The 26641-nt window shown below is 36.6% G+C and carries 23 protein-coding genes; 17 read left to right on the forward strand and 6 right to left on the reverse strand.

Annotation, left to right across the window (positions count from 1 at the left end):
• Window positions 1-4: 4 nt before the first annotated feature.
• The 5 genes from ACZ9HT_RS02575 to ACZ9HT_RS02595 all read left to right on the forward strand — a co-directional run bounded on the left by ACZ9HT_RS02575 (window position 5) and on the right by ACZ9HT_RS02595 (window position 7960).
• Window positions 5-2449: a bifunctional UDP-N-acetylmuramoyl-tripeptide:D-alanyl-D-alanine ligase/alanine racemase gene (locus ACZ9HT_RS02575; RefSeq protein WP_476038869.1), complete on the forward strand. Its 2445-nt coding sequence runs from the start codon at window positions 5-7 to the stop codon at window positions 2447-2449.
• On the forward strand, window positions 2450-4615 hold the full coding sequence (locus ACZ9HT_RS02580) for a patatin-like phospholipase family protein (RefSeq protein ID WP_476038870.1): 2166 nt from the start codon (window positions 2450-2452) through the stop codon (window positions 4613-4615).
• 3 nt (window positions 4616-4618) lie between these two features.
• Window positions 4619-5023: an rRNA maturation RNase YbeY gene (ybeY, locus tag ACZ9HT_RS02585; RefSeq protein WP_476038871.1), complete on the forward strand. Its 405-nt coding sequence runs from the start codon at window positions 4619-4621 to the stop codon at window positions 5021-5023.
• Between the two features lie 175 nt (window positions 5024-5198).
• Window positions 5199-7061, forward strand: coding sequence for a tRNA uridine-5-carboxymethylaminomethyl(34) synthesis enzyme MnmG (gene mnmG / locus ACZ9HT_RS02590; RefSeq protein ID WP_476038872.1), 1863 nt, complete (start codon window positions 5199-5201; stop codon window positions 7059-7061).
• Window positions 7062-7141: 80 nt separating this feature from the next.
• Window positions 7142-7960 (forward strand): class I SAM-dependent methyltransferase, encoded by an 819-nt coding sequence (locus ACZ9HT_RS02595; RefSeq protein WP_476038873.1) that lies wholly within the window; start codon window positions 7142-7144, stop codon window positions 7958-7960.
• Window positions 7961-8199: 239 nt separating this feature from the next.
• Here the strand turns inward: ACZ9HT_RS02595 and ACZ9HT_RS02600 are convergent, their stop codons facing one another.
• Window positions 8200-9390, reverse strand: coding sequence for a phosphoglycerate kinase (locus ACZ9HT_RS02600; protein WP_476038874.1), 1191 nt, complete (start codon window positions 9388-9390; stop codon window positions 8200-8202).
• Between the two features lie 709 nt (window positions 9391-10099).
• Here ACZ9HT_RS02600 and rpiB point away from each other — a divergent pair.
• Genes rpiB through ACZ9HT_RS02635 form a run of 7 tightly spaced genes read left to right on the forward strand, consistent with a single transcriptional unit; the run spans window position 10100 to window position 15877 of the window.
• The gene (gene rpiB, locus ACZ9HT_RS02605; RefSeq protein WP_476038875.1) at window positions 10100-10531 is read left to right on the forward strand and encodes a ribose 5-phosphate isomerase B; all 432 of its coding nucleotides are present in this window, start codon (window positions 10100-10102) and stop codon (window positions 10529-10531) included.
• Window positions 10532-10558: 27 nt separating this feature from the next.
• Entirely contained in the window at window positions 10559-12712 is a 2154-nt protein-coding gene (gene rnr, locus ACZ9HT_RS02610; RefSeq protein WP_476038876.1) for a ribonuclease R, read from the forward strand.
• Between the two features lie 52 nt (window positions 12713-12764).
• The gene (locus ACZ9HT_RS02615) at window positions 12765-13448 is read left to right on the forward strand and encodes a LysE family translocator (protein ID WP_476038877.1); all 684 of its coding nucleotides are present in this window, start codon (window positions 12765-12767) and stop codon (window positions 13446-13448) included.
• Entirely contained in the window at window positions 13445-14374 is a 930-nt protein-coding gene (locus tag ACZ9HT_RS02620; protein ID WP_476038878.1) for a S66 peptidase family protein, read from the forward strand. Before ACZ9HT_RS02615 ends, ACZ9HT_RS02620 begins: the two co-directional genes overlap by 4 nt.
• Window positions 14374-14733 (forward strand): DoxX family protein, encoded by a 360-nt coding sequence (locus ACZ9HT_RS02625; RefSeq protein ID WP_476038879.1) that lies wholly within the window; start codon window positions 14374-14376, stop codon window positions 14731-14733. Before ACZ9HT_RS02620 ends, ACZ9HT_RS02625 begins: the two co-directional genes overlap by 1 nt.
• Entirely contained in the window at window positions 14733-15104 is a 372-nt protein-coding gene (locus ACZ9HT_RS02630; RefSeq protein ID WP_476038880.1) for a YraN family protein, read from the forward strand. The genes ACZ9HT_RS02625 and ACZ9HT_RS02630 overlap by 1 nt, the downstream gene beginning before the upstream one ends.
• 14 nt (window positions 15105-15118) lie before the next feature.
• Window positions 15119-15877, forward strand: coding sequence for an SDR family NAD(P)-dependent oxidoreductase (locus ACZ9HT_RS02635; RefSeq protein WP_476038881.1), 759 nt, complete (start codon window positions 15119-15121; stop codon window positions 15875-15877).
• Between the two features lie 46 nt (window positions 15878-15923).
• Here the strand turns inward: ACZ9HT_RS02635 and ACZ9HT_RS02640 are convergent, their stop codons facing one another.
• The gene (locus ACZ9HT_RS02640; RefSeq protein ID WP_476038882.1) at window positions 15924-17297 is read right to left on the reverse strand and encodes an outer membrane protein assembly factor BamB family protein; all 1374 of its coding nucleotides are present in this window, start codon (window positions 17295-17297) and stop codon (window positions 15924-15926) included.
• 232 nt (window positions 17298-17529) lie between these two features.
• Between ACZ9HT_RS02640 and tsaB the strand changes: the two genes are divergently transcribed.
• Complete coding sequence (tsaB, locus tag ACZ9HT_RS02645; RefSeq protein WP_476038883.1) at window positions 17530-18207, forward strand: tRNA (adenosine(37)-N6)-threonylcarbamoyltransferase complex dimerization subunit type 1 TsaB; 678 nt, start codon at window positions 17530-17532, stop codon at window positions 18205-18207.
• A gap of 90 nt (window positions 18208-18297) precedes the next feature.
• Here tsaB and porW read toward each other — a convergent pair whose 3' ends face one another.
• The 4 genes from porW to ACZ9HT_RS02665 form a co-directional block, all read right to left on the reverse strand.
• Window positions 18298-20829 (reverse strand): type IX secretion system periplasmic lipoprotein PorW/SprE, encoded by a 2532-nt coding sequence (porW, locus tag ACZ9HT_RS02650; RefSeq protein ID WP_476038884.1) that lies wholly within the window; start codon window positions 20827-20829, stop codon window positions 18298-18300.
• A gap of 91 nt (window positions 20830-20920) precedes the next feature.
• Entirely contained in the window at window positions 20921-21478 is a 558-nt protein-coding gene (locus ACZ9HT_RS02655) for a Maf family protein (RefSeq protein ID WP_476038885.1), read from the reverse strand.
• A gap of 32 nt (window positions 21479-21510) precedes the next feature.
• Window positions 21511-22029 carry a KdsC family phosphatase gene (locus ACZ9HT_RS02660; RefSeq protein WP_476038886.1) on the reverse strand — a complete coding sequence of 173 codons (519 nt, stop codon included), beginning with the start codon at window positions 22027-22029 and terminating at the stop codon, window positions 21511-21513.
• Window positions 22019-22771 carry a Rossmann-like and DUF2520 domain-containing protein gene (locus tag ACZ9HT_RS02665; protein ID WP_476039199.1) on the reverse strand — a complete coding sequence of 251 codons (753 nt, stop codon included), beginning with the start codon at window positions 22769-22771 and terminating at the stop codon, window positions 22019-22021. Before ACZ9HT_RS02665 ends, ACZ9HT_RS02660 begins: the two co-directional genes overlap by 11 nt.
• Before the next feature lie 104 nt (window positions 22772-22875).
• On the opposite strand from ACZ9HT_RS02665, the gene ACZ9HT_RS02670 reads away from it, so the two are divergent.
• The 4 genes from ACZ9HT_RS02670 to lepA all read left to right on the forward strand — a co-directional run bounded on the left by ACZ9HT_RS02670 (window position 22876) and on the right by lepA (window position 26555).
• Window positions 22876-23427 (forward strand): RNA polymerase sigma factor, encoded by a 552-nt coding sequence (locus tag ACZ9HT_RS02670; RefSeq protein WP_476038887.1) that lies wholly within the window; start codon window positions 22876-22878, stop codon window positions 23425-23427.
• A 13-nt stretch (window positions 23428-23440) separates the two neighbouring features.
• Complete coding sequence (locus ACZ9HT_RS02675) at window positions 23441-23989, forward strand: hypothetical protein (RefSeq protein ID WP_476038888.1); 549 nt, start codon at window positions 23441-23443, stop codon at window positions 23987-23989.
• An 11-nt stretch (window positions 23990-24000) separates the two neighbouring features.
• Window positions 24001-24513, forward strand: coding sequence for a hypothetical protein (locus tag ACZ9HT_RS02680; protein WP_476038889.1), 513 nt, complete (start codon window positions 24001-24003; stop codon window positions 24511-24513).
• A gap of 245 nt (window positions 24514-24758) precedes the next feature.
• Window positions 24759-26555 (forward strand): translation elongation factor 4, encoded by a 1797-nt coding sequence (lepA, locus tag ACZ9HT_RS02685; RefSeq protein ID WP_476038890.1) that lies wholly within the window; start codon window positions 24759-24761, stop codon window positions 26553-26555.
• The last annotated feature ends 86 nt before the right edge of the window (window positions 26556-26641 follow it).

Genomic DNA, 26641 nt, shown 5'->3' on the forward strand with positions numbered 1-26641 from the left:
TCCAATGAATTACTCTACTAAACAGATCGCGGAAATTACAGGTTCAAAACTTATTGGTGATGAAAACCTCCCCATCAAACATATTGAGTTCGACAGCAGGAATATTTACTCCTGGGCAAACACTGCATTTATTGCCATCAACACTTCAAAAAATTCAGGAGAAAAATATATTCAGTCAGCCATTGAAAAAGGCATTAAAATCATTATTTCTGAACATTATATTCCTGAAGATAAAGAAATCACTTGTATTCTGGTGGAAAATTCGGTGCTTTTTCTTCAACGGTTAGCGCAATATCACGCTGAACAGTTTCATTTAAAATCAATCGGAATTACAGGCAGCAACGGAAAGACGATCGTGAAAGAATGGCTTTATCAAAGTTTATTTGATCGATTCGTAACCGTGAAAAGTCCGAAAAGTTTTAATTCACAAATTGGTCTTCCCTTGTCACTCCTCGAAATAAATAAAACCCATGAACTGGGAATTTTTGAAGTCGGCATTTCAAGACCCAATGAAATGACTGTTTTGGAAGGTTTGTTTTCTCCGGAAATAGGAATTCTGACCCACATTGGTTCTGCACATTCTTCTAATTTTGAATCAGAAGAGCAATTAATTGCAGAGAAAATTTTATTGTTTAAAAATTCCGAAACCATAATTTTTAATGGTGATAATGAGTTGGTCTACAAAATGATAACCGACCTCTACTCAAGTAAAAAATTAATATCTTACGGCTTTAAAGAAATTAATGACTTTTATATTAAAGACCTATTTTTAGATCAATCAAAAGACCTTATTGTTCATTATCCAAAGGGCGAGTTTTCCTTACCAATTCAGGAGAGAGATGAGGCGACACTCAGTAACGCATTATGCATTATAGCAGTTGTAAAAGAATTCGGTTTTGAAAACGAAACCATCATCGAGAAGATCAATTCTTTGCGATCGGTAGAAATGCGGTTGGAAAGTGTTAACGGACTTCGTAATAACTTAATTATTAATGATTCCTACAATCTCGATCTGGATTCACTGAAGATCGCTTTTCAGTTTATTCATCAATACAACAAATCCACTAAAACTTTAATTATAACCGATTTTGTTGAAGGTAAAGATTCGGAGAAACTTTATCATGAGGTTGCAGACCTCACCAATCAACAAAATTTTGATAAAATCTTTTTAATTGGCACTGAAATTGTAAATTTCGAAAATCTTTTTAAAGCTGAAACTTATACTTTTGGTAACACAAAGGAACTTATTGAAAGTTCGCAACTTAATCAGATTGAAGATGCGCTTATTTTGTTGAAAGGAGCACGTAAATTTGAGATCGACCGGTTAAAAACATTTTTAGAATTACAGAAACACGACACTGTTTTAGAAGTTAATCTGAATGCAATTATTCATAATATAAATGTTCATAAAGCTCTGCTGCAGCCTACTACTAAAATGATGGCGATGGTAAAAGCCTATTCGTACGGATTAGGAGGTTATGAAATTGCAGAATTTCTGCAGCATCATCACATCGATTATCTAGGCGTTGCTTATGCCGACGAAGGCATTGACTTAAGAAAAAATGGAATTACCACGCCGATCATGGTAATGAATCCAGAGCAGCACAGTTATAATAGCATTATCGATTATAATTTAGAACCGGAAATTTATAGTTTTCGGGTGTTGAAGAGATTTAATGAGCAGTTGATTCGTAAAGGGATCCAAAGAAAATATCCAATCCATTTAAAATTGGAAACCGGAATGCATCGTCTTGGTTTTAAAGAAGATGAGATGGCTCTACTCATTCAGGAGTTGAATGAAATGAATGTTAAAGTAAAATCGATATTCAGTCATTTGTCCTCCTCTGATGATGTTAATGAAAAAGAATATACATTGGAACAGGTTAAAATTTTTACTGCCAGTTCCGACCAATTAGTTAAGGGATTAAATTATGAACCCATTCGTCATATTTTAAATTCCTCCGGGATTGCAAACTATCCGGAATATCAGTTTGATATGGTAAGAATCGGGATTGGAATGGTGGGAGTTTCTCCGAATCTGAAAGTGAAAAAACAACTTCGAAACGCGGTCAGCTTTAAAACGGTCATCTCCCAGATTTCAGAAGTAAATAGAGGAGATTCCGTAGGTTACAGCAGAAACTATTATGCAGAATATCCCACAAAAATTGCAACGATTCCTGTGGGATATGCAGATGGTATTCCGAGACTCATTGGTAATCAAGTAGGTAAAGTGGGAATCCACAAAAAACTTTTTCCCATTGTTGGCAGTGTCTGTATGGACATGATGATGATCAATATTGAAGATGAAACTATAAATGAAGGAGAAGAAGTGATCATTTTCAACACAAAACCTTCTTTAGAAGAATTCGCAACTTATTGTAATACTATTCCTTATGAGGTTTTAACCTCTATTTCTCGCCGCGTTAAAAGAATTTATATCAAAGATTAAATGAAAATTAAAATACAACTTCTGCTCTTTTTATTTCTAAGTATTTTCCTGACCGCACAGGTTAAAGAAGGATTTAAACTTCCGCCAAATGCCAAAATCGGATTATCGCTTTCCGGTGGTGGCGCAAAAGGCTTCGCCCATATTGGGGTTTTGAAAGTTCTTGATTCCCTGGGAGTAAAAATCGATTATGTTTCCGGGACCAGCATGGGTGCGATCGTTGGTGGACTTTATTCATCTGGTTACACAGGCAAAGAAATAGAGAAGATTGTAATGGACACCGATTTCTACAATATTATTGCCAATGAGAAAACACGGCAGGCAACTTCTTTCTTCAGTAAAACAGTCGACAAATATATTCTTACTATTCCGGTGAAAGACGGAAAGATCAATGTTTTACCCAAAGCAATTTCTACAGGGCAAAAGAATATTTATTTATTAAAAGAACTGTTTAAAAATGTTTCTACGATAACAGATTTCTCTAAACTTCCTATTCCTTTTATGTGTGTTGCGACCAACCTGGAGAGTGGGAAAATTGAACTATTTGAAAAAGGAGATCTCGTAAGTTCAATAATGGCAAGTTCTGCCTTTCCGTCCTTAATGGATCCCGTAAAAATTGGGGATTCGCTTTACATTGACGGGGCAATGACCATCAATTATCCGTCGAAACCCTTAAAAGATAAAGGAATTGACATCGTAATTGGTGTGGATTTAAGTCAGGGATTAGCCAGTGCTAAAAATTTACAAAGTGCCATCGATATCTTAAACCAGGTAATTGATTTCGGTATTCAAAATGAAACTAAGAATCAGTATAATTATACAGATATCAACATCCATCCTGATCTAAGCGGGCTTGGTGCAACGAGTTATGATGCTAAAAAAGCCATACTGGATTCCGGTTACGTTGAAGCCAAAAAATACATAGAACCGCTTAATTTGCTTCCCAAAAGGAAGATAAATATGCTGCGCTCGCCTATGAGTTCGATCTACTCTAATGTTTATAAGATCGACAGTTTAATAATAGACAACAATCATATTTTCGGGAAAAATTACATTCAGGGAAAAATGAATCTTCGCATTCCTTCTCTGCAGACTTATGGCGGAATTAATAAAATGATCGACAAACTTTATGCTACCAACAATTATAAATTGATCAATTACGATATTATTCAGCAGGATAACAAAAATTACCTGAAGTTAGATGTCACGGAAGATGATACCCGGTTTTTCCTCAAATTTGGACTCCATTATGATGAAGTTTTTAAAACCGGATTACTTCTGAATGCAACTGCTAAGCGTCTCCTTTTCCGGAATTCCACAATATCTCTGGATATCATCGTAGGTGATAACCCGCGTTATTACTTAAATTATTTCATAGACAATGGTTTTATTCCAGGATTTGGCGTTTATGCCTCCGGAATGACCTTGGAGTTAAACGACGTGCAATCTAATATTTTCGAGCGTTGGAACTGGTTTAGAAATGAAGCCTTTATCCAATCCGTTTGGCGCGATAAATACGCTATCGGAGGCGGATTTAGCCATGATTATTTCGAATCTAAAATCACTGGAGACTCCTCTTTTTCTAACTCCACCAATTATATCAATCCGTACATTTTTATTAAAAGTGATACCCAGGATGATAAGAGTTTTCCCACAAAAGGTTTTTATCTCGATGCTGAAGGCAAACTTTTAGATTTACTAAATGATGATAAAGATGGTCGCACTTTTCAGGCAAAGATCACTACGCAGCTCAACTTTCCGGTTTCATCGCGATTCACTTACAAATTAGGATTAGTGGGTGGATTTACTTTAGGCGACAACTTACCCTCTTATTATCGGTACAGGATTGGCGGAATATTCGATCAGAACTTAGGAAACTTTGTCAAATTTCAAGGTTATGAATTTGGACAATTAGACGCAGAAAACATTTTGACGGCTTCAAACAGCATTCAGTACAATGTGTATAAAAATTACTATTTGGAAGCAAATGTAAGTGTCGCGAATCTGTTTAGCGATATTCAGGTCGATGATATCTTTCACGTAAATGCGTCGTCGGCGGGTTTAACAGCTGGATATAAATCTCCGTTTGGCCAGATCAAAGTAAACTTTAGCCGCTCTTTAACAATAGATAACAATGTCTTCAGTGTTATTTTAGGACATTCTTTTTAAATCATGATACAATTTTTCTTCGAAAATATAGACGAGATCCCTATTCCACCCTCAACAAAAAATTGGCTGGAAGATCTTATTGTTACCGAAAATAAGAAGCCTGGCGATATCAGTTATATTTTCTGCGATGATGAACATCTGTTACAGGTCAACCGTAATTTCCTTAAACATGACTATTATACAGATGTGATAACGTTTGATTACGTTCGCGGCAAAACCATTTCCGCAGATATTTTTGTATCTTTGCACCGCATTTCCGAGAATGCTTCTTTATCCAAAGACTTTGATTCTGAATTACTTCGGGTTTTAGCTCACGGAATCCTGCATTTATGCGGATATAAAGATAAAACGGAAGTAGAGATTTCAGAAATGCGCCAGAAAGAAGATTTTTATTTGTCTAAATTTTAGGAGCTTAATCCCGCTTTCCGCTCTATCTTTTGTTCCGCCTTTTCCTTTCTTAAGCCCTGCCAAAGGCTACTCAAAAGGATGCCGCTGCAATCGGGGCTATTTCAAATAAAATTTTATAAAAATTAATGTTTCACGTGAAACATAGTAAACTTAACCGACTTTATCGATTAAATTAATGATAAACGAAATATACGACGTTATTGTAGTAGGAGCTGGTCACGCTGGTTCCGAAGCTGCCGCAGCCGCTGCCAACTTAGGATCTAAAACTTTGCTTATTACAATGAATATGCAAACTATCGGACAAATGTCTTGTAATCCTGCTATGGGCGGAATTGCAAAAGGACAAATTGTTCGGGAAATCGATGCAATGGGTGGTTATTCAGGTATTGTTGCAGATAAATCCGCGATACAGTTCAAAATGCTCAACCTCTCAAAAGGTCCTGCAATGTGGTCTCCCAGAACACAAAATGACCGAATGCTGTTCGCAGAGGAATGGCGATATGCACTAGAAAACACAAAGAATTTAGATTTTTTCCAGGATATGGTAAAAAGTTTAATCATAGAGAATCATAAGGTTGTAGGTGTTGTAACCTCTTTGGGAATAAACATAAGAGCAAAGTCTGTCGTTTTAACCAATGGAACATTTTTAAACGGATTGATCCACGTTGGCGAAAAACAGTTGGGCGGTGGAAGAATGGGTGAACCTAAAGCAATGGGCATCACCGAGCAATTGGTTTCTTTAGGATTCGAATCTGGCAGAATGAAAACCGGAACTCCACCCCGCGTTGATGGCAGAAGTCTAGATTATTCCAAAATGGAAGAACAAAAAGGTGATGAAAAACCTCAAAAATTTTCCTATTCCGATACTCCAAAATTAACCAAACAGTTAAGCTGTCACATTGTTTATACCAATGAAACAGTCCATGATGTTTTACGCGAAGGTTTTGCCAGAAGTCCTATGTTTAATGGAACAATACAAAGTACTGGTCCAAGATACTGTCCCAGTATTGAAGATAAAATAAACAGATTTGCAGAAAGAAACCGTCACCAGTTATTCGTAGAACCGGAAGGATGGAGAACTGTTGAAATTTACGTTAATGGATTCAGTTCATCTCTACCGGAAGATATTCAAATTAAAGCTATGAAACATATCCCAGGCTTCGAAAATGTAAAAGTTTTCCGTCCCGGATATGCCATCGAATATGACTACTTCCCTCCTACCCAACTCTACCATACTCTCGAAACAAAACTGATTAAAAATCTATATTTCGCAGGACAGATTAACGGAACAACTGGTTATGAAGAGGCAGCCGGACAAGGATTAATGGCAGGAATTAACGCCCACAATAAAGTTCACGATGAAGGAGAATTTATTCTTAATCGGGATGAAGCATACATTGGTGTTCTAATTGATGATTTAATCACGAAAGGAACGGATGAACCTTATAGAATGTTTACCTCCAGAGCAGAATACCGATTGCTTTTGAGACAAGATAATGCAGATATTCGATTAACAGAAAAAGCTCATAAATTAGGATTAGCAAGTGAAGAAAGATTTATTAATGTGCAGGAGAAAATTAGTAAAAGCAATGAATTAGAAAGCTTTTTAAAAGTAACGTCTCTGAAACCTGGAATCATTAATCCTATTTTAAACAGCATTGAATCCTCCCCTGTTGATCAGGCTTACCGTGCTGCGCAAATTCTCACCCGACCTAATATGACTTTAGAAAAATTATCGGAAATAGATTTCATTAAGGAAAAGACTATTAACTTTTCCGAGGAAGCAAAAGAACAAGCGGAAATTAATATCAAGTACAGAGGTTATATCGAAAAAGAAAAGGATAATGTTGCAAAACTCAATCGTTTAGAAACAATAAAAATTCCTTCAGATTTCGACTTTACCGTTATTAAATCGCTTTCTTCAGAGGCTAAACAAAAACTCGATAAAGTAAAACCCCAATCCATCGCACAAGCAGGAAGAATTAGTGGAGTTTCACCAGCAGATATTAATGTATTGCTTATCTATTTGGGACGTTAAAATTTAATGTTTCACGTGAAACAATTTTATCAGTGCAATAATATCTGATTAGATTACTCATAAAAATTATTTCCTTATTCATGAAGATTAAAGACCATTTTCTTACTAAAGAAACTTTTGAAATCGAAGAAACTTCAACCAAAGGTATTTTCAAAACTACTCCACTTCCATCTAATCTGGATAAATATTATGACAGTGTGGATTACATTTCTCACCATCAGGATTCCGGAAGTCTAAAAGAAAAATTGTATAAATTTCTGCAGGGATTTAATTTAAAATATAAAAGTAAAATCCTGCATGCTTATATAAATAAAAATGCGAAGGTTTTAGATTATGGATGCGGAGCTGGTGAATTCTTAAAATTTATCGAAAATGATTTTCGTACTATAGGATTTGAACCCAACGAATCAGCACGGAATTTCGCCAAAGAGAAAACAACGAAAACTGAAATCCTAAGTGATATTAATCTGATCGAAAATGGAAGTTTAGATGCAATAACCCTCTGGCACGTCTTCGAACATATTGAAAATCAACAAGATATGTTAGAAATGTTCCATAACAAACTGAACGATAGTGGTTTACTGATTATTGCAGTTCCCAATCCAACTTCATTCGATGCAAAACACTATAAAGAATTTTGGGCGGCATATGACGTTCCCCGTCATGTTTATCATTTTTCAAAATCAGGTATGGAAAATCTGATGAATACCAAAAACTGGAACCTAAAAAAAATCAAACCTCTCCTACTCGATTCTTTTTATATTTCGATGTTAAGTGAAAAATATAGAAAATCAAGGTTCTATTGGTTAAAAGGATTGATTTTAGGAAGCGTTTCTAATTTTAAAGCACTTAAAACACAGGAATATTCCAGTTTGATATATATAATAGAAAAGAAATAGTTTTTCGATTTTTGAACTACTTCTGAGGGTCATATTTCTGGCTTTCTAGCGAAATTCTCTCAAAAAGGAATTTTTCAAACAATGTTCAACTTTTTCATTATTAATATAAAAGTTAATTGTAAGCTTGAAAAATCATTTTTAACCACAGCCATCAAATTCACTTTCACAAAATTGAAACATAAAAAAAAAAGATTCCTGAATCAGGAATCTTTGCTATGTTAACTAAATACTTAGTTTGATTAGTCATTAATCGCTTTTACACCAGGAAGTTCCTTTCCTTCCAAACTTTCAAGCATCGCTCCTCCACCGGTAGAAACATAACTTACTTTATCTTCATATCCAAATTGTTTTACGAATGCGACACTGTCGCCACCACCAACAAGAGAAAAAGCTCCTAACTCTGTCGCTTCAGCAATACTGTCTCCCAAAGCAACAGTTCCTGCAGAAAAGTTCGGCATTTCGAAAACACCAATTGGGCCGTTCCATAAAATAGTTCTGGAATTCATAACTACATCATGATTCAGCAAGCGCGTTTTGGTTCCCGCATCCAATCCCATCCAGCCTTCAGGAATGTCATAGATATCGACTTCTTTTTGCTCTGCATCATTACTAAATTCATCAGCAATAATCACATCAGCCGGAAGGTGAACTTTAACATTCAGTGCCTTTGCTTTTTCTAAAATTTCCAGTGCTAACTTTATTTTGTCATCTTCAATGAGTGAATTACCTATTTGTCCACCCAGGGCTTTAATAAAAGTAAAAGCCATTCCACCACCAATTATAAGATGATCAATAGCGGGTAAAATATTTTCGATAATAGTGATTTTGCTGGAAACTTTTGATCCACCCAAAATGGCGGTAATCGGTTTTTCGCCACTTTTCAAGACTTTATCAATAGCCTCAAGTTCTTTTGCCATCAGTAAACCGAAGAATTTAGTTTTAGGGAAAAATTGCGCAATTACTGCAGTTGAAGCATGGTTTCTGTGCGCGGTCCCAAAAGCATCATTTACGTAAACATCTGCATACTTCGAGAGTTTTCTTGCAAAATCAACATCTCCATTTTCTTCTTCATTGTAAAAACGAAGATTCTCTAACAAAAGAATTTCTCCGGGTTTAAGATCTGAGGTCATATTCGCAGCAGCATCACCCAAACAATCCGGACAGAATTTAACTTCATGACCTAAAACTTTTTCAATTTCTCCAACAATATTCTTTAGGGAAAATTCTGCGGAAACTTTTCCTTTCGGCCGTCCCAGATGAGTCATCAAAATCACAGATCCACCGTCATTTAAAATTTTATCAATGGTCGGTTTTACGGCCTGAATCCGATTATTATCCGTAACTTTTAGATCAGCGCTTTGTGGAACATTAAAATCCACCCGCACCAGAGCCTTTTTATCTTTAAAGTTAAAATCGTTAATTGTTTTCATAGTTTTCTGTTTTTTTGGTTTCACAAATTTAGGATTTATTCGCTCGAATAAAAATTTAATCTTACTTAAAATTCCACAATCCCCAAAGCCTCATTTTATCTACATTATATTCTTTTATTAAAAAAGAGAATGATTAGTGTTGTTGTAGTCTGGGTGTTTGGGGAGAAATATAAAGATTAAACTTCACCACATTTAGTAGCTGTTTACTTCATATTTAATTCACATTTCAAGACCTTGTTTCATAATAAGTTAGCCATGTTGCTAACAATTGTCAGTAACTTAGGAACAGCGGTGCTATTAACAAATATTTTATGGAGAACCTCTTCACTTTCCCTCCTAAACTTTCTCCAAATAATTTAGCGTTTATCCAGAAACAAAATGCACTATGAATTTAAGGTGAATAACAAAAGGATTTCTTTTATTTACTTATCCACACCAATAAGGGGTGATATTATGACTTACTAACAAAACTTATTTGGGCGTGACCCTCGCCTTCCTGATACCGCCGCCTGGGCCGCGCTGTCCGCTCCTACTCCTCGTCTCGTCTTTGCAGACAAGACTGTGGGGTAACCGCTACCATCGTTCACGCAGAGCAGGTTGATCAATATAAATTTATGCTCTCCCGTAATATTTAAGATTCAATCAATCCTTATTTATATTAATAGTATTAAATTTGTAAGAATTGTAAATTGATAAATTACATTTAAAAATGAAAAAAATAGCTATTGCTTGCGACCACGCAGGTTTCGATTACAAAGAGATCATCAAAAAACATCTCGAAGGTCAATATGACATTCAAGATTTCGGAACTTATTCCAAAGACTCTGTAGATTACCCCGATTTTGTTCATCCCGCTGCAACCTCTGTAGAAAACGGATCAAATGACCTCGGTATTCTGATCTGTGGAAGCGGCGAAGGAGTTGCTATTACTGCTAACAAACATCAGGAAATTCGCTGTGCGTTGTGCTGGGAAGTAGAGTTGGCAGCACTGGCAAAACAACATAACAACGCGAACATGATCGCTCTTCCTGCCCGTTTCATCAGCAGTGACCTGGCGATTAATATCGTAGAAAAATTTCTAACCACCGATTTCGAAGGTGGCAGACATCAAAATAGAGTAGATAAGATCGCATTTTGCTAATTACCTACTCACAACACAATAAAATACATGGCTAAAAAAAGCAAATTTATATCTCATAAAAACACCAATAAACTCCAGGAAATTGGAGGTTTAATTTTTAATTTTATGAACAAAAACTCCGCGAAGATCTACAATTATAAGCAGATTGCAGATGGGATCGATTATAAAAATCCCAGACAGCGCGAACAGGTGATTCAGGCTTTACACAAATTACTTTCGGAAAAGCGAATTACAGAAACTGAAAAAGGCAAATACATCATCAACCTTAATATAGAGGGAACCTTAACCGGAACCATCGACTTTAACCAGGCCGGAAATGCTTATGTTAGAGTTGATGATATGAAAGATGACGTTTTCATTCATTCAAAAAACGTGAAAGATGCGTTGCAAGGCGATAAAGTTCTTATCGTTACCTATAATTTCAAAGGCAAAAAAATGGAGGGTTCCGTTTTGGAAGTCCTTGAAAGAAAGCGCGATGAATTTGTTGGCGTTTTACAGATGATCAAAGAAAAAGATTTCGGATTTGTGGTGTGTGATAAAAAATCCATCAACACCGATATTTTTGTTCCGCGTGATAATATTGGCGGTGCAAACGATGGTGACAAAGTCGTTGTGAAAATGGTAGAATGGCGGGCCGGAGAAAAAAATCCCACCGGTGCGATCATTAAAGTTCTAGGTGCGCCTGGAGAACACGAAACAGAAATTCACTCTATTTTAGCTGAGTACGGTTTGCCTTACGTTTTTCCTGAAGAGGTAGAAAACGAAGCTCAAAATATCGATAAATCTATTGGTGGAAAAGAACTGGAAAAAAGACGCGATATGCGAAATATTTGCACGTTCACCATCGATCCAAAAGATGCAAAAGATTTTGATGATGCTCTTTCTATTCAAAAATTAGATAATGGCAACTGGGAAATTGGTGTTCATATCGCCGATGTTTCGCACTACGTCGTTCCCGGAACTTTGTTGGATGATGAAGCTTACAGTCGGGCAACCTCTGTTTATTTAGTGGATAGAGTGGTGCCGATGTTACCTGAAGTATTAAGTAACGAGGTTTGTTCTCTCCGTCCTAATGAAGATAAATATACGTTTTCCGCAGTTTTTGAACTGAATGAAAATTCTGAAGTTCAAAATGAATGGTTCGGCAGAACGATCACCCATTCCGACCGAAGATTTTCTTACGAAGATGCTCAGGAAAGAATAGAAACTCAAACCGGCGATCTTACAGAAGAAATTTTAGTTTTAGACCGTCTGGCAAAGATTCTTCGGAAAAGAAGGATCGACGATGGTGCAATCACTTTCGACCGCAGCGAAGTTCGTTTCACTTTAGATGAAAACAGCCAGCCGATCGGAGTTTATTTTAAAGTGAGTAAAGATTCCAATCATTTAATTGAAGAATTTATGCTCCTGGCGAATCGCAAGGTTTCTGAGTTTGTTTCTTTGAAAAAAGGCGGAACACCATCGGATCTTACTTTTATTTATAGAATTCACGACGATCCGGATCCGGCTAAATTAGAAGCTTTACGTGATTTTGTCGGAACATTTGGTTACACAATGGATTTGGCGAACACGAAGAAAGTCGCACAATCTTTAAATAAATTATTGGGCGAGGTCAAAGGAAAAGGCGAAGAAAATATGATCGAAACATTAGCGATGCGATCTATGAGTAAAGCAATCTATTCTACTGATCCAATCGGTCATTATGGTTTAGGATTCGATTATTACTCACACTTTACGTCTCCAATCCGACGATATCCCGATTTAATTGCACATCGTTTGTTGCAGCATTACTTAGATGGTGGCAAATCGCCAAACAAGCAGGAATACGAGGAAAAATGCAAGCATTGCAGTGCGATGGAACGTTTGGCTGCAGATGCAGAAAGAGATTCCATTAAATTCATGCAGGTTAAATTTATGGAGAAACATTTGGGCGAGGATTTCACCGGTGTCATTTCTGGTGTTGCAGATTTCGGCTTTTGGGTTCAAATTCCGGAGAATGGAGCAGAAGGCTTAATTAAACTTCGTGATTTAACAGATGATTCTTACTCTTATGATCAAAAAAATCATTTGGTACAGGGAAGCAGAACAGGAAATCAATATCAGTTAGGCGATCAGGTAACTATCAAAGTGATGAAGGTGAATTTAATTCAAAAACAATTGGATTTCAAGATCGTTAGTTAAAAAAATAATATTTCTACAGTACTGAAATACAAAAAGTTAAGACTTTTATTCTATGTTAGAACTCATATTGTCCGCAGTCGGTTTAGGAATAATGTTAAGTTTGGTTTTTATCGGACCTATCTTTTTTCTGCTGATTGAAACAAGTTTCTCCCGTGGTCCAAAACACGCTTTTGCCTTAGATCTGGGTGTAATTTTCGCAGATATTCTATGCATCGCTGCCGCATTTTTTGCGAGCGGCGATCTGGTAGAGATCATTGATAAGCATCCTGGATTTTATCGCATAACGTCCTTTATCATTCTAATTTACGCCGTTTACATGATTGTTTCTAAGACAAAAATGCACTTGGCAGGTGAAGAAAAAATGATCAATCAAAATTATATAAAAACCTTTATTAATGGTTTCTTTTTTAATATTTTGAACATCGGCGTTGTTTTATTTTGGCTGGTTACCGTAATTTCGGTGCGGAATTCCTACCCAGACCTCGATGATTTTCTGCTTTATATGGCTTTGGTTGTAGGAACCTATTTGGTTATCGATCTTTTTAAGATTTCGCTCGCAAAGCAATTTCACGATCGTTTGACAGAGAAAGTGACCAATTATATTCGAAAGAGTGTCGGTTTCATCTTGGTAGGATTTAGTATTTTTATTTTTCTGCAGAGTTTCAAAAAATTCAATCAGTTCGACAGAAGGCTAGAAGACGCAGAAAGAACAGAGCAAAAAATGATTCATAAATGAAAGAAGTAATTTTTCCAAAATCATTAAAAAAAGGAGATAAAATCGCCTTAATTTCGCCCGCAGGTTCCGTTGAAAAATCGCAGCTGGAAAAAGGATTAAAGCTTATAGAATCAAAAGGATACGAACCAGTTCTGGGAAAACACGTTTACACGAAATTCGTTAATGGCTATTCCTATGCCGGAACAGAAAAAGAAAGAATTTCAGAATTGAACTGGGCTTTTAATGATGAAGATATATCAGCCGTCTGGGCATCTAGAGGCGGTTATGGTTGCCAGCATTTGCTGCGGCATGTCGCGCTTTCGAAGTATAAGAAGGATCCAAAGTGGTATATCGGTTATTCCGACAATACCGTTATTCAAAGCTTTCTTTTAAAGAATAATTTTGCCTCTATTCACGGACAAACCATAAAAACATCCAGTTTTGGAGTATCCGATGAGAGCTATAATTTGATATTCGATATTCTGGAAGGAAGTCGGCCGACGTATACTTTTGAAAAAAATGATTTTAATAAAAATGGAAATGCCGAGGGAATTTTAGTCGGTGGAAATCTTGCTTTGATTTATGCCTTGCTCGGAACTGATTATTCTTTTAATTTTAAAGATAAGATCCTTTTTATTGAAGATATTGGAGAGAATTTTTATGCTTTAGACCGAATGTTGATGAGTTTAGATCTGGCCGGCGTTTTTCGAAAGATTAAAGGGTTAATCATCGGCGGAATGACCAATATGGGCGATGAAAAGGAAAATAAGTCGTACGAAGAAAGCTATGACCCATTCGCGTACAAGATCATATCCGAAAGAATTGCAAAATATGATTTACCGACTGCATTTGGTTTTCCAAACGGACATATTTTTGACAATCGGCCTTTGATTATTGGTTCAACAATTAAAATGAACGTCTCGGAAAAAACAACAATTCAATTGTAATGAATACACTGGAAATTTCAAAATATATTTTAGCATTTCTGCTTATTATTGCAGGAATTCTACATTTTATAAAGCCCAGGTTTTACTTGAAAATAATGCCAGGTTATCTTCCTGCACATCGTACATTGGTTATTTTAAGCGGAATTGCAGAAATTATTTGCGGTGTTTTATTACTTTTTCCGGAGACTCAAACAATTGGAGCTTATTTAGCAATTGCTTTGTTAATCGCCGTTTTTCCTGCAAATGTAGAAATGTCGAGGAAATATTTCGTAAGGAAAAAGAAAGGATTTTGGTTGACTATTTTACGATTGCCCCTACAAATTTTGATGATTTGGTGGGCTTATCAATTTATTAAATAATGGCAGAACACAACGATTTCGGGAATCTTGCAGAAGATTTAGCAGCAGACTATTTGGCCAGAAAAAATTATAAAATTTTGGTGCGAAACTTTCGTTATCAGAGGGCAGAAATCGATATCGTCACCGAATTTGAAGACCTGATCGTTGTTGTTGAAGTAAAGGCCAGAGGAACCGATATTTTTATGGAACCTCAGGAAGCAGTTACCAAAAAGAAAATTAAAGCCATCGTTCTGTGCACCGATTTTTTTATGAACGACCGAAATATCGATAAAGAAGTTCGCTTCGACATCATTACCGTTCTTCCAGACGAGTCCGGAAAATTACAAATCAACCACATCGAAGATGCTTTTCAGAGTTTCGATGCGAATTAAACAGATCAAATAAAATGAAAACAGCACTCATCACCGGACCAACTTCCGGAATAGGAAAAGCCACCGCAGAATTACTCGCTACGCAGAACTACAGACTCATTATTTGCGGCCGTAATGAAGAAGTTTTGAAAAAAATGAAAACCGATCTTTCTGTCCCTACAGAAATATTTACTTTGAAGTTTGATATCCGGGAATTTTCTCAGGTGGAGAACGCGATTAACTCCCTCCCTGAAAATTGGAAGAAAATTGATGTGTTAATTAATAATGCAGGAAACGCTCATGGAATGGATTCTCTGGAAAACGGAAACATCGAGGACTGGGATTCTATGCTCGATGGCAACGTGAAAGGAATTCTTTATATTTCTAAACTCCTGATTCCCGGACTGAAAAGTCAAAAATCCGGACATATCGTGAACATTTCTTCGACCGCAGCACGACAAACCTACGCGAATGGAGTAGTGTATTGCGCCTCTAAAAAAGCAGTAGATGTTATTTCGGAAGGAATGCGTTTGGAACTCACAGAATTTGGGATTAAAGTGACTAACGTTCAACCGGGCTTAACCGAAACAGACTTTTCAAAAGTGCGGTTCAAAGGGGATGAAGATCGTGCAAAAACCGTTTATCAGGGTTACAAAGCTTTAGAACCAAACGACATTGCAGATGCAATTTCTTACTGTATCAATGCACCAAAACATGTATGCGTTTCGGATATGACCATTTATCCGAGTGCGCAAGCTGAATCGAGAACGGTTTACAAAGACGCAGGCTTGTAGTTCCTTTATCTTTTAATTTTCTATAAACAGAATCAAAGTCTTTATATTAATCTTTACCACCTGATTTGGTTGGATAGAACAATTTTCCCTCATTATTAATTAATACTGGTGCGCTTGTATTTATAGAATTAATAGGAAATTTCCAGATTTCTTTGCCATCATTTTCAGAGAAACAATAGATGCTGTTTGTCCCGCCACCGCCTGAATAAACGAAAGTATTTACAGAAATGGGTTCTGCACTGTTAGAATAGATTGTTTTTTGCCATATCATATTTCCCGTAGATTTATTTACAACCATAAGATCCGAACCACTATTTACTATTATGTATTTTTCATTAACATAAGGGCTGGAAGAATATTTTTTAATGTTATATTTTTGCCAAACAATATTTCCTGTGGATGCTTCGATTTTAAATAGATCACTTTTGTCAGTTGTGTATAAGTATCCATCTGAGATTGTTGGAGAAGAATTTTCGCTGGAACTGCCTATGAGTTTTCTCCATATTAATTCACCAGAATTTTTATTAATTTTATAAATGTTTCCATTTCGGTTTCCTACATATAGATCATTCCCCACAATGGCGCAAGAAGATGAATTAAAGATTCCATTCGCATAATATTTCCATTTAAAATCTCCGTTTCTTTTATCTAATGCATATATATTGTTGTCATCACTTGCAAAATAGACGGTATCACCCGATACTTTTGGACTGGAACTCACATTGAAACCGGTGGAAAATTTCCATTTAAGATTTCCTGTTGTAGCATCCAAAGCATAAAAATTATCATCACCGCTGCCAAAAAAGACCGTATTATCGGACACATAAACGCCAGACTCTATTCCTAAGTTTGTTTTATATTTCCATAAAAATTTCCCGTTAGATGCATTTAGTGCATATAAATACTGATCCGTACAACCCACATACAGTACATTATTATGAAAAAATGCCGTGCTATATGAAAAGTCTCCACTAGGAACCGTATAAGACCATTTTAATCTCCCATTTTGGCTGTCTAGCGCGAAGTAATTTCTGATCGCTCCTATAAACATTGTATTTTTTGGTGTTGCATATTTTACAACTGCATAATATTTTTTCTCCGTACCATTTGTGTTAAAAACCGTAAACTGCACGGGATTAGTAAAATCGAGTACAGATCCATTTTCAGGTGAAATACGGTTGCCAGTATGAGAAATTTTAGTTTTTAAATTCGTCCGGGATTCTAAAGGTGGAATTGAAACAAAGATCGAATCTGATACGATCTCAAAAGAAAATTCTGAAGAGTCGAAAACAGTACCATCATCTTTAGTCAAAACAAAAGAAGTAATATCTGACTGAACTATTTCTCTTTCATCAGCAGAACAACTGCTAAAAAAGGATAGAATAAGCAGTAAAAAAGTAAAGGATAAATTTATTTTCATATTAGGTAATGTTATAAAAACAAATGTAAATCATTTTTCTTAATGGCTTAATCGGTATTTGGTGAGGTTTGAAAATAATTATGACGGACTACTTATAAATATGAAAGTCAATCTGATTAGATTTCATTTCTGAAAAGAGGACATTAACACCTAGCAACTTTTTCGACAATGGAAAAATTAACAACCGATCATCTTGAAAATTTAGATGCTAATTAATTCCTAAATTTGCACAATGAAAATCCTCCACCTCGAAACCTCATCTAAAAACTGTTCTGTCGCTATTTCCGATGGAGAAAATATTTTATGTGTTTGCGAAGAAGTTTCCGAAAATTATAAACAGTCCGAAAGTTTACATACTTTCGTTGAATGGGCTTTAGAAGGCGCAAAAATCACCTTACAGGATTTAGATGCAGTAAGTTTGGGAAAAGGACCGGGCTCCTACACAGGATTGCGAATTGGAGCATCTTCGGCGAAAGGATTTTGCTTTGGATTGGGAATTCCACTTGTTGCTGTAAATTCTTTAGAAACAATGATCGATCCCTTCCTAGACAAAGATTATGATTTTATTATTCCGATGATCGATGCACGAAGAATGGAAGTTTACTGCGCCGTTTTCGACGGAAAGTCCGGCCAAATGCTTACCGAAACCGAGGCAAAAGTTTTAGATGAAACCTCTTTTCAGGAATTTGATGGGAAGAAGGTGATCTTCGTGGGAGATGGCGCAACAAAGGCAAAAGAAATGCTCCAGCTTTCTGCCGCTGATTTTGATCAGACTGTTTATCCCTCAGCAAAATATTTAATTAAGAAAGCCGTTGAAAAATTCAATAAAAAAGAATTTGAAGATATCGCCTATTTTGAACCATTTTATCTGAAGGATTTTCAAGGCGTGAAAAAAAAGAAATTGAACTGATTCGGAAATGATAAATGAAGAATTTCTTTATTATGTCCAATCTGGAAAAAATAGGTCCAAAAAAAGCGAAGATCGATCTTCGCTTTTCTATTATTTAATTTTCAGTTCGCCAACTGGTTCCATCGCTTTTGACGGTTGCATGCCGTTTGCTTTTGGAGAATTGATGTCGCCATTGAAATTATTATTTGAAGGTCTTCGTGGGATCTTTTCGGAAGCCGGTTCTGTTGGAACAGGAGCCTGACTCTCCACTTCATTAGGTTGCGCAGGAGTTCCCGGACCGGTGTTATTTGTTTTATTGCCACTTTCATCCGTAGTTTCAATAGACAGATCACTTTTCAGATATTTCAGCATTTCTTCTGCTTTTTCACCTTCACTCGTTCTGGCATAGTTAAGAGCGATCTGCTCCAGTTGCAGGATCATAATTTCTTTTCCTGCGATTTTTCCTGAATTAAAGGCATTCAACAAAGCAAATTTTGGAACCAAAGCATCTTTCGGATATTTTTCTAAAGATGATTCGATCAGATCTTTGCTCTCGCTATATTTTTCCGTTGCATATAAATCGAACGCTTGTGCGTAGGCCTTTTCAACTTCTTCAGATGATTTTGCAAAAGAATTGTTCTTCGGGTTTTTCACGAATTCAGCATAAGACGTATACGGATATTCCGTTAGAATCATTTGTTTTGCGCGTTCAGCAGCAGACGGATTTTTCTCGTAATTAAAAGCAAAGATCTGGTAAAGCGCCTGAAGTTTTAACTCATCCTCTGGTTTTGTATCAGCTAAATCGTATAAGGTCTTTGTGGCAAGTGGCGTGTCGGAAAAATAGGATTCGTACATTCTTCCCAATCCTAAACTTGCGGTATCTCTTGCTTTTTTTAAAGCGAAAATTTGCTTTTGATCTGTCGGGATCTGCTCAATGTAAAAGCTGGGCTCTAATCTTCTTGGATCGGGCACATTTGTGATTCCCATAGCTTCGCTTTTCAGGTCTTCAATAGTATTGCTTCTTGCGGATGTGCGCCAGTTATCACTCAGAGAACGGTTTCCCCATAATTGTTTAAACGATGATTCTCCCTTTGCAACGGTACTTGCATTTGCGAAATAAAATCCACCTTTACTTTCTCCAAAATCTTGAAAACCACCTGTATTTCCGGCGAAAACAGAATTTGAGGCGTAATCGCCGGTATCAAAACCTTTGCTGCGTTCTGCTCTTCTCAATTCCAGTTCATCTTTCGCTTCCTTGGCTTTTATACCTTCAATATATTTGTTGAAATAAGCGATTCTTTCCGGCTCCGGCATATTTGCCAACGTTAGAATACTGTCATTTTTCTTGATCAAATAGTAATTTGCAGAGACCTGTTTGATGTTTTGAGATTGTTCCGCCAGTAAAATTTTCGACGGTTCGTAATTCATTACCGTTAATGCAGAATCATAATAAGCGCCTGCCGAAAGATAGTCACTGTCTTCAAAATAAGCTTTCCCAATTTCGAAATAATTTAAACCCCGAATTTGTGGATCCGACATTTTTTCTTTCAAAGATTGCGCGAAAAATGCTTTTGCTTCTTCCTTTTTACCGGCTTTTTTCGCCATTAATCCTAATGCATAATAGAACTCATTTTTCCGCGAACCGTAAGTTCCTTTTTTACTTATTTTTTCCAGATAATCTTTAGCACCTGCATAATCATCGTCTTTTCCATTAAAAGTTTTTGCGATCTCAATTTGAGATTTTACTTCGAACTCAAAATTATTGGCATTTTTATATGCTGACACAAAACTCTCCCGTGCTTCCTCATTTTTACCCAGGTTGGCCAGGATTTGTCCGCGCAGAAAGGCGATTCTACTTCGCAGTTTTCTGTTTTTGTTGTAGACGTATGCGTCTCCAAGCTCATCAACCGCTTCTTCTTTTTTACCCGCTTCGAGCAACATTTCCGAATAATAAATACTCAGTAATTTTCGCTGGTCCTTTTTAAGTTTGTCTTTTTTCAAGGCTGCAAAAACATCTTCTGCTCTTGCATAATCCTCCATTTTCGAATACGCTAAACCCTGATAAATTTTGGCGATCGGAAGTCTTTTATCTTTCGACATATTCGAAAAAATATAGTTCAATCCGTCTAAAGCTTCTAAAGGTTTGTTTTGATAAAGTCTGGATTGAGCCAAAAGAATATTAGCATCGAAAATTTTCTTATTCTTTTCCTGGCCGCCTTTCATCACCGAATATTTAGCGATCGCTTTTAGCGCTTTAGCTTCAGAGATCTGTAAAATACTTGCTCCTGATTTTGGCTGATTGGTTGCATTATTAGCGTTAGACGATCGCCCAGGAATTCCCGGACCGTTAGAACCCATGTTTCCAGGTGGCGTTGAATCGTCATCAAACATTCCTGCAGATCCTAAATCGCTTCCCAATGGTTGTTCATCGTAAGTAAGAAGCTGAATATATGGAGCGTAAAAATTATCTTTATGCGCCAGATCCCGGTTTTTAAGTTCGGTCTCTAAGGCATCTTTACTGTTAAAAAGCGTATTGTAGTAGGAGAAAAATCCTTTCATAAACGTAGAATCATTCGTCTTTTTTCGCGTCGAACAGGAATTGAAAACGGTGATTGCCAAAAGGAAGAGTATAGTTTTTTTCATTATTTCATAATAACTTTCAAATCTGCATTTTAGTATAGAAAATGCTGATTAATTTCTGTAAAAATAATGATTTTTTATTTTTGAAAGCTACTTATTCAAAATCTTTTAAAATCGAGTAAACCAAATGCGTCGGAAGTCCCATGATCGTATAATAACTTCCTTCAATTTTTCGAATTTTAGCCATTCCAAGCCATTCCTGAACGCCATAGCTTCCGGCTTTATCGAAGGGTTTGTAGTTTTTGATATAGAAATCAATTTCCAAATCGGTTAAATCATCGAATTGAACCGAAGCGACATCTACTTTTGAAATACTTTTTACCGAATTCCTAATCGTAATCCCAGTATAAACCTGATGGACTTTTCCCGAAAGTTTTTCCAACATATCTTTCGCCTCTGACTCATTTTTAGGTTTGCCCAGAATTTCTGTTCCTAATGCTACAATGGTATCAGCAGTGATTAGAACTTCGTCATTTTCCAGTTTCCGAAAAGCGTTCGCCTTAAGTTCTGACAGATAAGTGGCAATATATTCAACTTCTAAATTTTCCGGATAAACTTCGTCGCATTCCACAGAAACCACCTCGAAATTATATCCCAGATTTTGTAGCAATTCTTTTCGTCTTGGGGAGTTGGAGGCTAATAATATCTTCATTAATAATTTTTTAATTGTTCTGAGTTGAAATTTTAAACGCTTTGTGTATCATCCTCCAGCCATTTGCCCTGTATTTTCATTACCTGTTCGATCACATCGCGAACGGCACCTTTTCCGCCTTCGATGGTAGAAATATAGTCTGAAATTTCTTTCACTTCTGGAACCGCATTTTTCGGACAGGCAGAAATTTCTGAAATTCTCATGATCCCAATATCGGAAAGATCATCGCCCATCGTGAGGATCTCCTCATTTTTCAAATTATATTTTGATTTGAAATCTTCAAAATCCGTTAGTTTGTCCGGTGATTTTGCGTAGTAATCTTTAATACCCAGATAATTGATCCGGTGACGAACTTCTTCATCGTTTCCACCTGTAATAACGCCAATCATATAATTGTTTTTAATGGCTTTTACAACCGCATAACCATCCAGAACATTCATGACTCTGCACATATTTCCGCCGGGTAAAAGATAAACACTTCCATCGGTAAAAACGCCGTCAACATCGAATACGAAAGCTTTTATATTTTTAAGTTTGGTTTTATAAGTCATACATTTTTTTTATAGATTCATTCATGATTTTGTAAATTTTGAGATGTTCCTCTTCTTTAATTAGATCTTCATGAAGTTGTAAAATCTTTTCATCATTTCTTACTGCAGGTCCAGTTTGCGCTTTTTTTGGATCCATTATATCAATCTTTGAAGTAGTTTCTTTTATTAAAGGCAAAAAGTATTGAAAAGGAATATCTTGGGAATCTGAAATTTCTTTCGCCCGAGCAAACAAATGATTTACAAAATTGCAGGCAAAAACTGCCGTCAGATGAATGTACTTTCGCTTTTCATAATCACTTTTCATTACATTTTCCGAAACCTTCAACGCCAGATTTTCTAACATTTTCAGATCGTTTTCATTTTGTGCTTCTACAAAAAATGGAATTTCGGAATAGTTCAGGTCTTTTGATTTAGAGAAAGTCTGTAAGGGATAAAAACTGGCTTTTCTATAATTACCTTCCAAAATTTCTTTTGGTAAAGAGCCCGAAGTGTGGGCGACAATGCAATTTTCTTTATTAATTTTTTTTGAAATTTCCGGGATAGAGTCATCAGTTACTGCGATCAAATAAAAATCTGCATCTCCAAGATCAGAAACAGAATAAGGAATTTCGAACCGTTCTGAAATTTCCTTTAAATCATTTTCGTTCCTTCCAAAAATTTGAGAAACCGGAATGTTTTTTTCCTTAAAAGCTTTTGCTAAATGATAAGCCACATTGCCGGAGCCTAGAATAACGATCTTCATGAAAATAAATATAAACAAAGATAATTATTTTGCTTTGGACTAAAAATTGAAATCCTTATTTAACTTTTAATTAAATTTACCATCAAACCACCGAAAGCATCTCAATGAAGATACAAGAAACCGAAATTATCGAGTTGATGTCGAGCGATAAAACCCGTGAAAAGGGTGTTCGCCTGATGATGGATGCGTATCAGAGCAGGTTATACTGGCACATTAGAAGATTAATTGTTGATCACGATTTAGCGCAGGATGTTTTGCAGGACACTTTTATTAAAGCCTATCAAAACTTTCATCAGTTCAAACAGGATAGTCAGCTTTACACCTGGTTATACCGAATCGCTACAAATGAATCGTTGCAGCAGCTGAACAAGATGAAAAAAATGCAGAAAAGTGACGAAGGTTCAGAATACCATCTTCAGAATTTAGTGGCAGAAAATGCAAGTGCAGATGCAGATGAAATTCAGATCTTATTGCAGAAAGCCATTCAGTCTTTGCCGGAAAAGCAAAAGTTGGTGTTTACATTTCGGTATTATGAGGATCTACCTTACGAAGAAATCTCCAAGATTTTAGACATGTCCGTAGGAACTCTAAAGACGAATTACCACTATGCTAAACAGAAAGTAGAAGATTATATTAAAGCAAATTATACAGAATAAAACTTTTTCTCTCATGAAAAATTTAGATTTAGAAAAATTAGAACGTAAAAATATTTACAAAGCGCCAGACGATTTCTTCGCGCAAATGCAGATGAAAGTTTTGCAGGAAACCGCTCCGCAAAAGCAAGGTAAGATCATCAAAATGAACTGGGCTTATTCAGCCGCCGCCGCAATTGCCTTATTATTTGGCGTTACATTTTTCGTTACTCAGAACAACGGTGATTCACAGAGCAACACGATTGATAATCAACTTGCAAACAGTCGTCAATCAGCTGGAACAAGTTCATTATCAGCGGATGAACCTAAAGTAGAAGCAACAATTGCTTATAAAACTTTAGAAAGTGATTTAACTAATGTGGTTGCAGAGAATCAAATAGAAAATAAAGCTCCTGTAAATGTTGAAGAACAGAATACAGGTAAATATATAAATCAGAAAAAAGTGGCAGCTCCGCAAAATCCTGAAGTTCAGGTCGATCAAATTCTCGCTAATTTTACTTCGGCTGAATTGGCAGATCTCGGGAAAAATGCAGAACAGGATGTTTATTTGGATTTGTATAATTAAACGAAACACCAATGAAAAAGATTTTATTATTGCTGACGATCCTGGTTGCTTCCCAACAAAGTTTTGCACAAGAGCAAAAATATGATTGGAAAACCATGAAGCCGGATCAAAGAAAACAGGTTATTCAAAAAATGAGTCATACTCAAAGAATGTCTCTTTTACAGGAATTTCGGGAGAATATGATGGTTTCGGAATTAGAAGTTCCAAAAACCAACGAAGATGAATTTAAAACTTTGTACGCCGAATATCAGCAAAAGCAAAACGAAATTAAAAGTAAATTCAAAGCTTCCGGCGATTACGAAAACATGAGCGACGAAGAAGCAAAAAGACAGATCGACGAGAGTTTTGCTATCGGTCAGGAACTTTTAGACAACCGTAAAACGTACTGCGAAAAATTTATGAAAGTCATTAAACCGCAGCAAGTCCTTCAAATGTATCAGACAGAAGGTAAAATGCGTAACAAAATATTAGACAAAAAACAAGACGGACAAGGAAATCCGAGTCCGCAGAGAAGGCGACCATAATAGTTTATTTTTTTAATGTTTGAGCGACCTCTACGAAATTTTGTAGAGGTCGTTCTTTTTGGGCGATCCCCTTTCCAGTGCTCAATCCATTGCTTGGGTCGGGCTCTACACTGCAACTCCTCGCGCCACATCTTTCCCAATGCAAACTCCGGGGTTTTCGTTGCGATCCCTATCGCGAGAGACTGCCCGAAATTTTCAGTAGAATCCATCAAAAAACACTAAATTTGCAAACTATCTAGAATTGAATGAAAAACATTAGAAATTTCTGCATTATTGCACATATTGACCACGGTAAATCTACTTTGGCAGACCGGCTTTTGGAATATACCAATACCGTTACCCAAAGAGAACTTCAGTCTCAGACTTTAGACGATATGGATATTGAGAAAGAACGTGGAATCACCATTAAATCTCACGCCATTCAAATGGATTATGAATTAAATGGCGAGAAATATATTCTCAACTTAATTGATACTCCGGGACACGTAGATTTTTCCTACGAAGTTTCCCGTTCCATCGCAGCTTGTGAAGGTGCGCTTCTGATTGTAGATGCCGCACAAAGTATTCAGGCTCAAACGATAAGCAACTTATATTTAGCTTTAGAAAATGATTTGACCATTATTCCAATTTTGAATAAGATCGATTTACCTTCTGCAAATCCGGAAGAAGTAACCGACGAAATTATGAACCTGATTGGCTGTGATTACGAAGACGTTTTACGTGTTTCCGGGAAAACTGGAGAAGGCGTTCACGAATTGTTAGAACATATCGTCAACAGAATTCCAGCACCAGTTGGAAATGAAGACGGCCCGCTTCAGGCCTTGATCTTCGATTCAGTTTACAATCCTTTCCGTGGAATTGAAGCTTATTTTAAAGTAGTCAATGGAAGCATTAAAAAAGGACAGCGAATTAAATTCATGGCGACGAACAAAATGTACGAAGCAGATGAAGTTGGAACCTTAAAACTAAAACAAGTAGCTAAAAAAGAGATCAAGACCGGTGATGTTGGTTATATAATTTCCGGAATTAAAGATGCACGAGAAGTAAAAGTAGGAGACACGATCACCACTTTTGAAAATGGTGCAACTGAAGCGATCGACGGTTTCGAAGAAGTAAAACCAATGGTTTTTGCCGGAATTTATCCAATTGAATCTGAAGATTTCGAAGAACTGCGCTTCTCCTTAGAAAAATTACGATTGAACGATGCTTCCTTAGTTTTCGAACCTGAAAGTTCAGCCGCACTTGGTTTCGGTTTCCGTTGCGGATTCCTTGGAATGTTGCATATGGAGATTGTACAAGAAAGACTAGACCGCGAATTCAACATGGACGTAATTACGACCGTTCCCAACGTTTCCTATCACGGTTATACCAAAAAAGATCCGGACACTATGATCTTAATTAACAACCCGTCCGAAATGACAGATCCAATGATCATGGATCGTGTTGAAGAGCCTTTCATCAAAGCATCCATCATCACCAAATCCGATTATGTTGGTCCGGTAATGACTTTGTGTATCGAAAAAAGAGGCGAGATTGTAGGTCAAAGTTATTTAACTTCAGATCGGGTAGAGTTGGTGTTCAATATGCCTTTGGCCGAAGTTGTTTTCGATTTTTATGACCGTTTAAAATCTGTTTCCAAAGGTTACGCCTCATTCGATTATCATCCGATCGGTTTCCGCGCTTCCAAATTAGTGAAGATGGATATTTTGATCAACGGTGATATGGTTGACGCACTTTCTTCCCTGATCCACGATAGCAACGCTTTTTATATTGGAAAAAGAATGTGTGAGAAATTACGCGAATTGATTCCGCGTCAGCAATTTGATATCGCGGTTCAAGCAGCTTTGGGAGCCAAAGTTATTGCCAGAGAAAGCATCAAGGCATTAAGAAAAGATGTTACCGCAAAATGTTACGGTGGCGATATTTCCCGTAAGCGTAAATTATTGGAGAAACAAAAAGAAGGGAAAAAGAAAATGAAACAAATCGGTAGAGTAGAGGTCCCACAATCCGCATTCATGGCGGTTTTGAAACTGAACGATTAAATTCTTTATTTGGGCAGCTTTTTCCGTCTTCCGTTCCCTCCCGATTTTACATTGGGATCCACTCAAGCCGGGCTGCAGATTTTCGC

It is taken from the genome of Chryseobacterium sp. UYP7 (genome assembly GCF_056279225.1).

Excerpts from the sequence above, each read along its gene's own strand:
- ACZ9HT_RS02575 (WP_476038869.1), top strand. The coding sequence starts at position 5 with ATGAATTACTCTACTAAACAGATCGCGGAAATTACAGGTTCAAAACTT.
- ACZ9HT_RS02580 (WP_476038870.1), top strand. The coding sequence starts at position 2,450 with ATGAAAATTAAAATACAACTTCTGCTCTTTTTATTTCTAAGTATTTTC.
- ybeY (WP_476038871.1), top strand. The coding sequence starts at position 4,619 with ATGATACAATTTTTCTTCGAAAATATAGACGAGATCCCTATTCCACCC.
- mnmG (WP_476038872.1), top strand. The coding sequence starts at position 5,199 with ATGATAAACGAAATATACGACGTTATTGTAGTAGGAGCTGGTCACGCT.
- ACZ9HT_RS02595 (WP_476038873.1), top strand. The coding sequence starts at position 7,142 with ATGAAGATTAAAGACCATTTTCTTACTAAAGAAACTTTTGAAATCGAA.
- ACZ9HT_RS02600 (WP_476038874.1), bottom strand. The coding sequence starts at position 9,390 with ATGAAAACAATTAACGATTTTAACTTTAAAGATAAAAAGGCTCTGGTG.
- rpiB (WP_476038875.1), top strand. The coding sequence starts at position 10,100 with ATGAAAAAAATAGCTATTGCTTGCGACCACGCAGGTTTCGATTACAAA.
- rnr (WP_476038876.1), top strand. The coding sequence starts at position 10,559 with ATGGCTAAAAAAAGCAAATTTATATCTCATAAAAACACCAATAAACTC.
- ACZ9HT_RS02615 (WP_476038877.1), top strand. The coding sequence starts at position 12,765 with ATGTTAGAACTCATATTGTCCGCAGTCGGTTTAGGAATAATGTTAAGT.
- ACZ9HT_RS02620 (WP_476038878.1), top strand. The coding sequence starts at position 13,445 with ATGAAAGAAGTAATTTTTCCAAAATCATTAAAAAAAGGAGATAAAATC.
- ACZ9HT_RS02625 (WP_476038879.1), top strand. The coding sequence starts at position 14,374 with ATGAATACACTGGAAATTTCAAAATATATTTTAGCATTTCTGCTTATT.
- ACZ9HT_RS02630 (WP_476038880.1), top strand. The coding sequence starts at position 14,733 with ATGGCAGAACACAACGATTTCGGGAATCTTGCAGAAGATTTAGCAGCA.
- ACZ9HT_RS02635 (WP_476038881.1), top strand. The coding sequence starts at position 15,119 with ATGAAAACAGCACTCATCACCGGACCAACTTCCGGAATAGGAAAAGCC.
- ACZ9HT_RS02640 (WP_476038882.1), bottom strand. The coding sequence starts at position 17,297 with ATGAAAATAAATTTATCCTTTACTTTTTTACTGCTTATTCTATCCTTT.
- tsaB (WP_476038883.1), top strand. The coding sequence starts at position 17,530 with ATGAAAATCCTCCACCTCGAAACCTCATCTAAAAACTGTTCTGTCGCT.
- porW (WP_476038884.1), bottom strand. The coding sequence starts at position 20,829 with ATGAAAAAAACTATACTCTTCCTTTTGGCAATCACCGTTTTCAATTCC.
- ACZ9HT_RS02655 (WP_476038885.1), bottom strand. The coding sequence starts at position 21,478 with ATGAAGATATTATTAGCCTCCAACTCCCCAAGACGAAAAGAATTGCTA.
- ACZ9HT_RS02660 (WP_476038886.1), bottom strand. The coding sequence starts at position 22,029 with ATGACTTATAAAACCAAACTTAAAAATATAAAAGCTTTCGTATTCGAT.
- ACZ9HT_RS02665 (WP_476039199.1), bottom strand. The coding sequence starts at position 22,771 with ATGAAGATCGTTATTCTAGGCTCCGGCAATGTGGCTTATCATTTAGCA.
- ACZ9HT_RS02670 (WP_476038887.1), top strand. The coding sequence starts at position 22,876 with ATGAAGATACAAGAAACCGAAATTATCGAGTTGATGTCGAGCGATAAA.
- ACZ9HT_RS02675 (WP_476038888.1), top strand. The coding sequence starts at position 23,441 with ATGAAAAATTTAGATTTAGAAAAATTAGAACGTAAAAATATTTACAAA.
- ACZ9HT_RS02680 (WP_476038889.1), top strand. The coding sequence starts at position 24,001 with ATGAAAAAGATTTTATTATTGCTGACGATCCTGGTTGCTTCCCAACAA.
- lepA (WP_476038890.1), top strand. The coding sequence starts at position 24,759 with ATGAAAAACATTAGAAATTTCTGCATTATTGCACATATTGACCACGGT.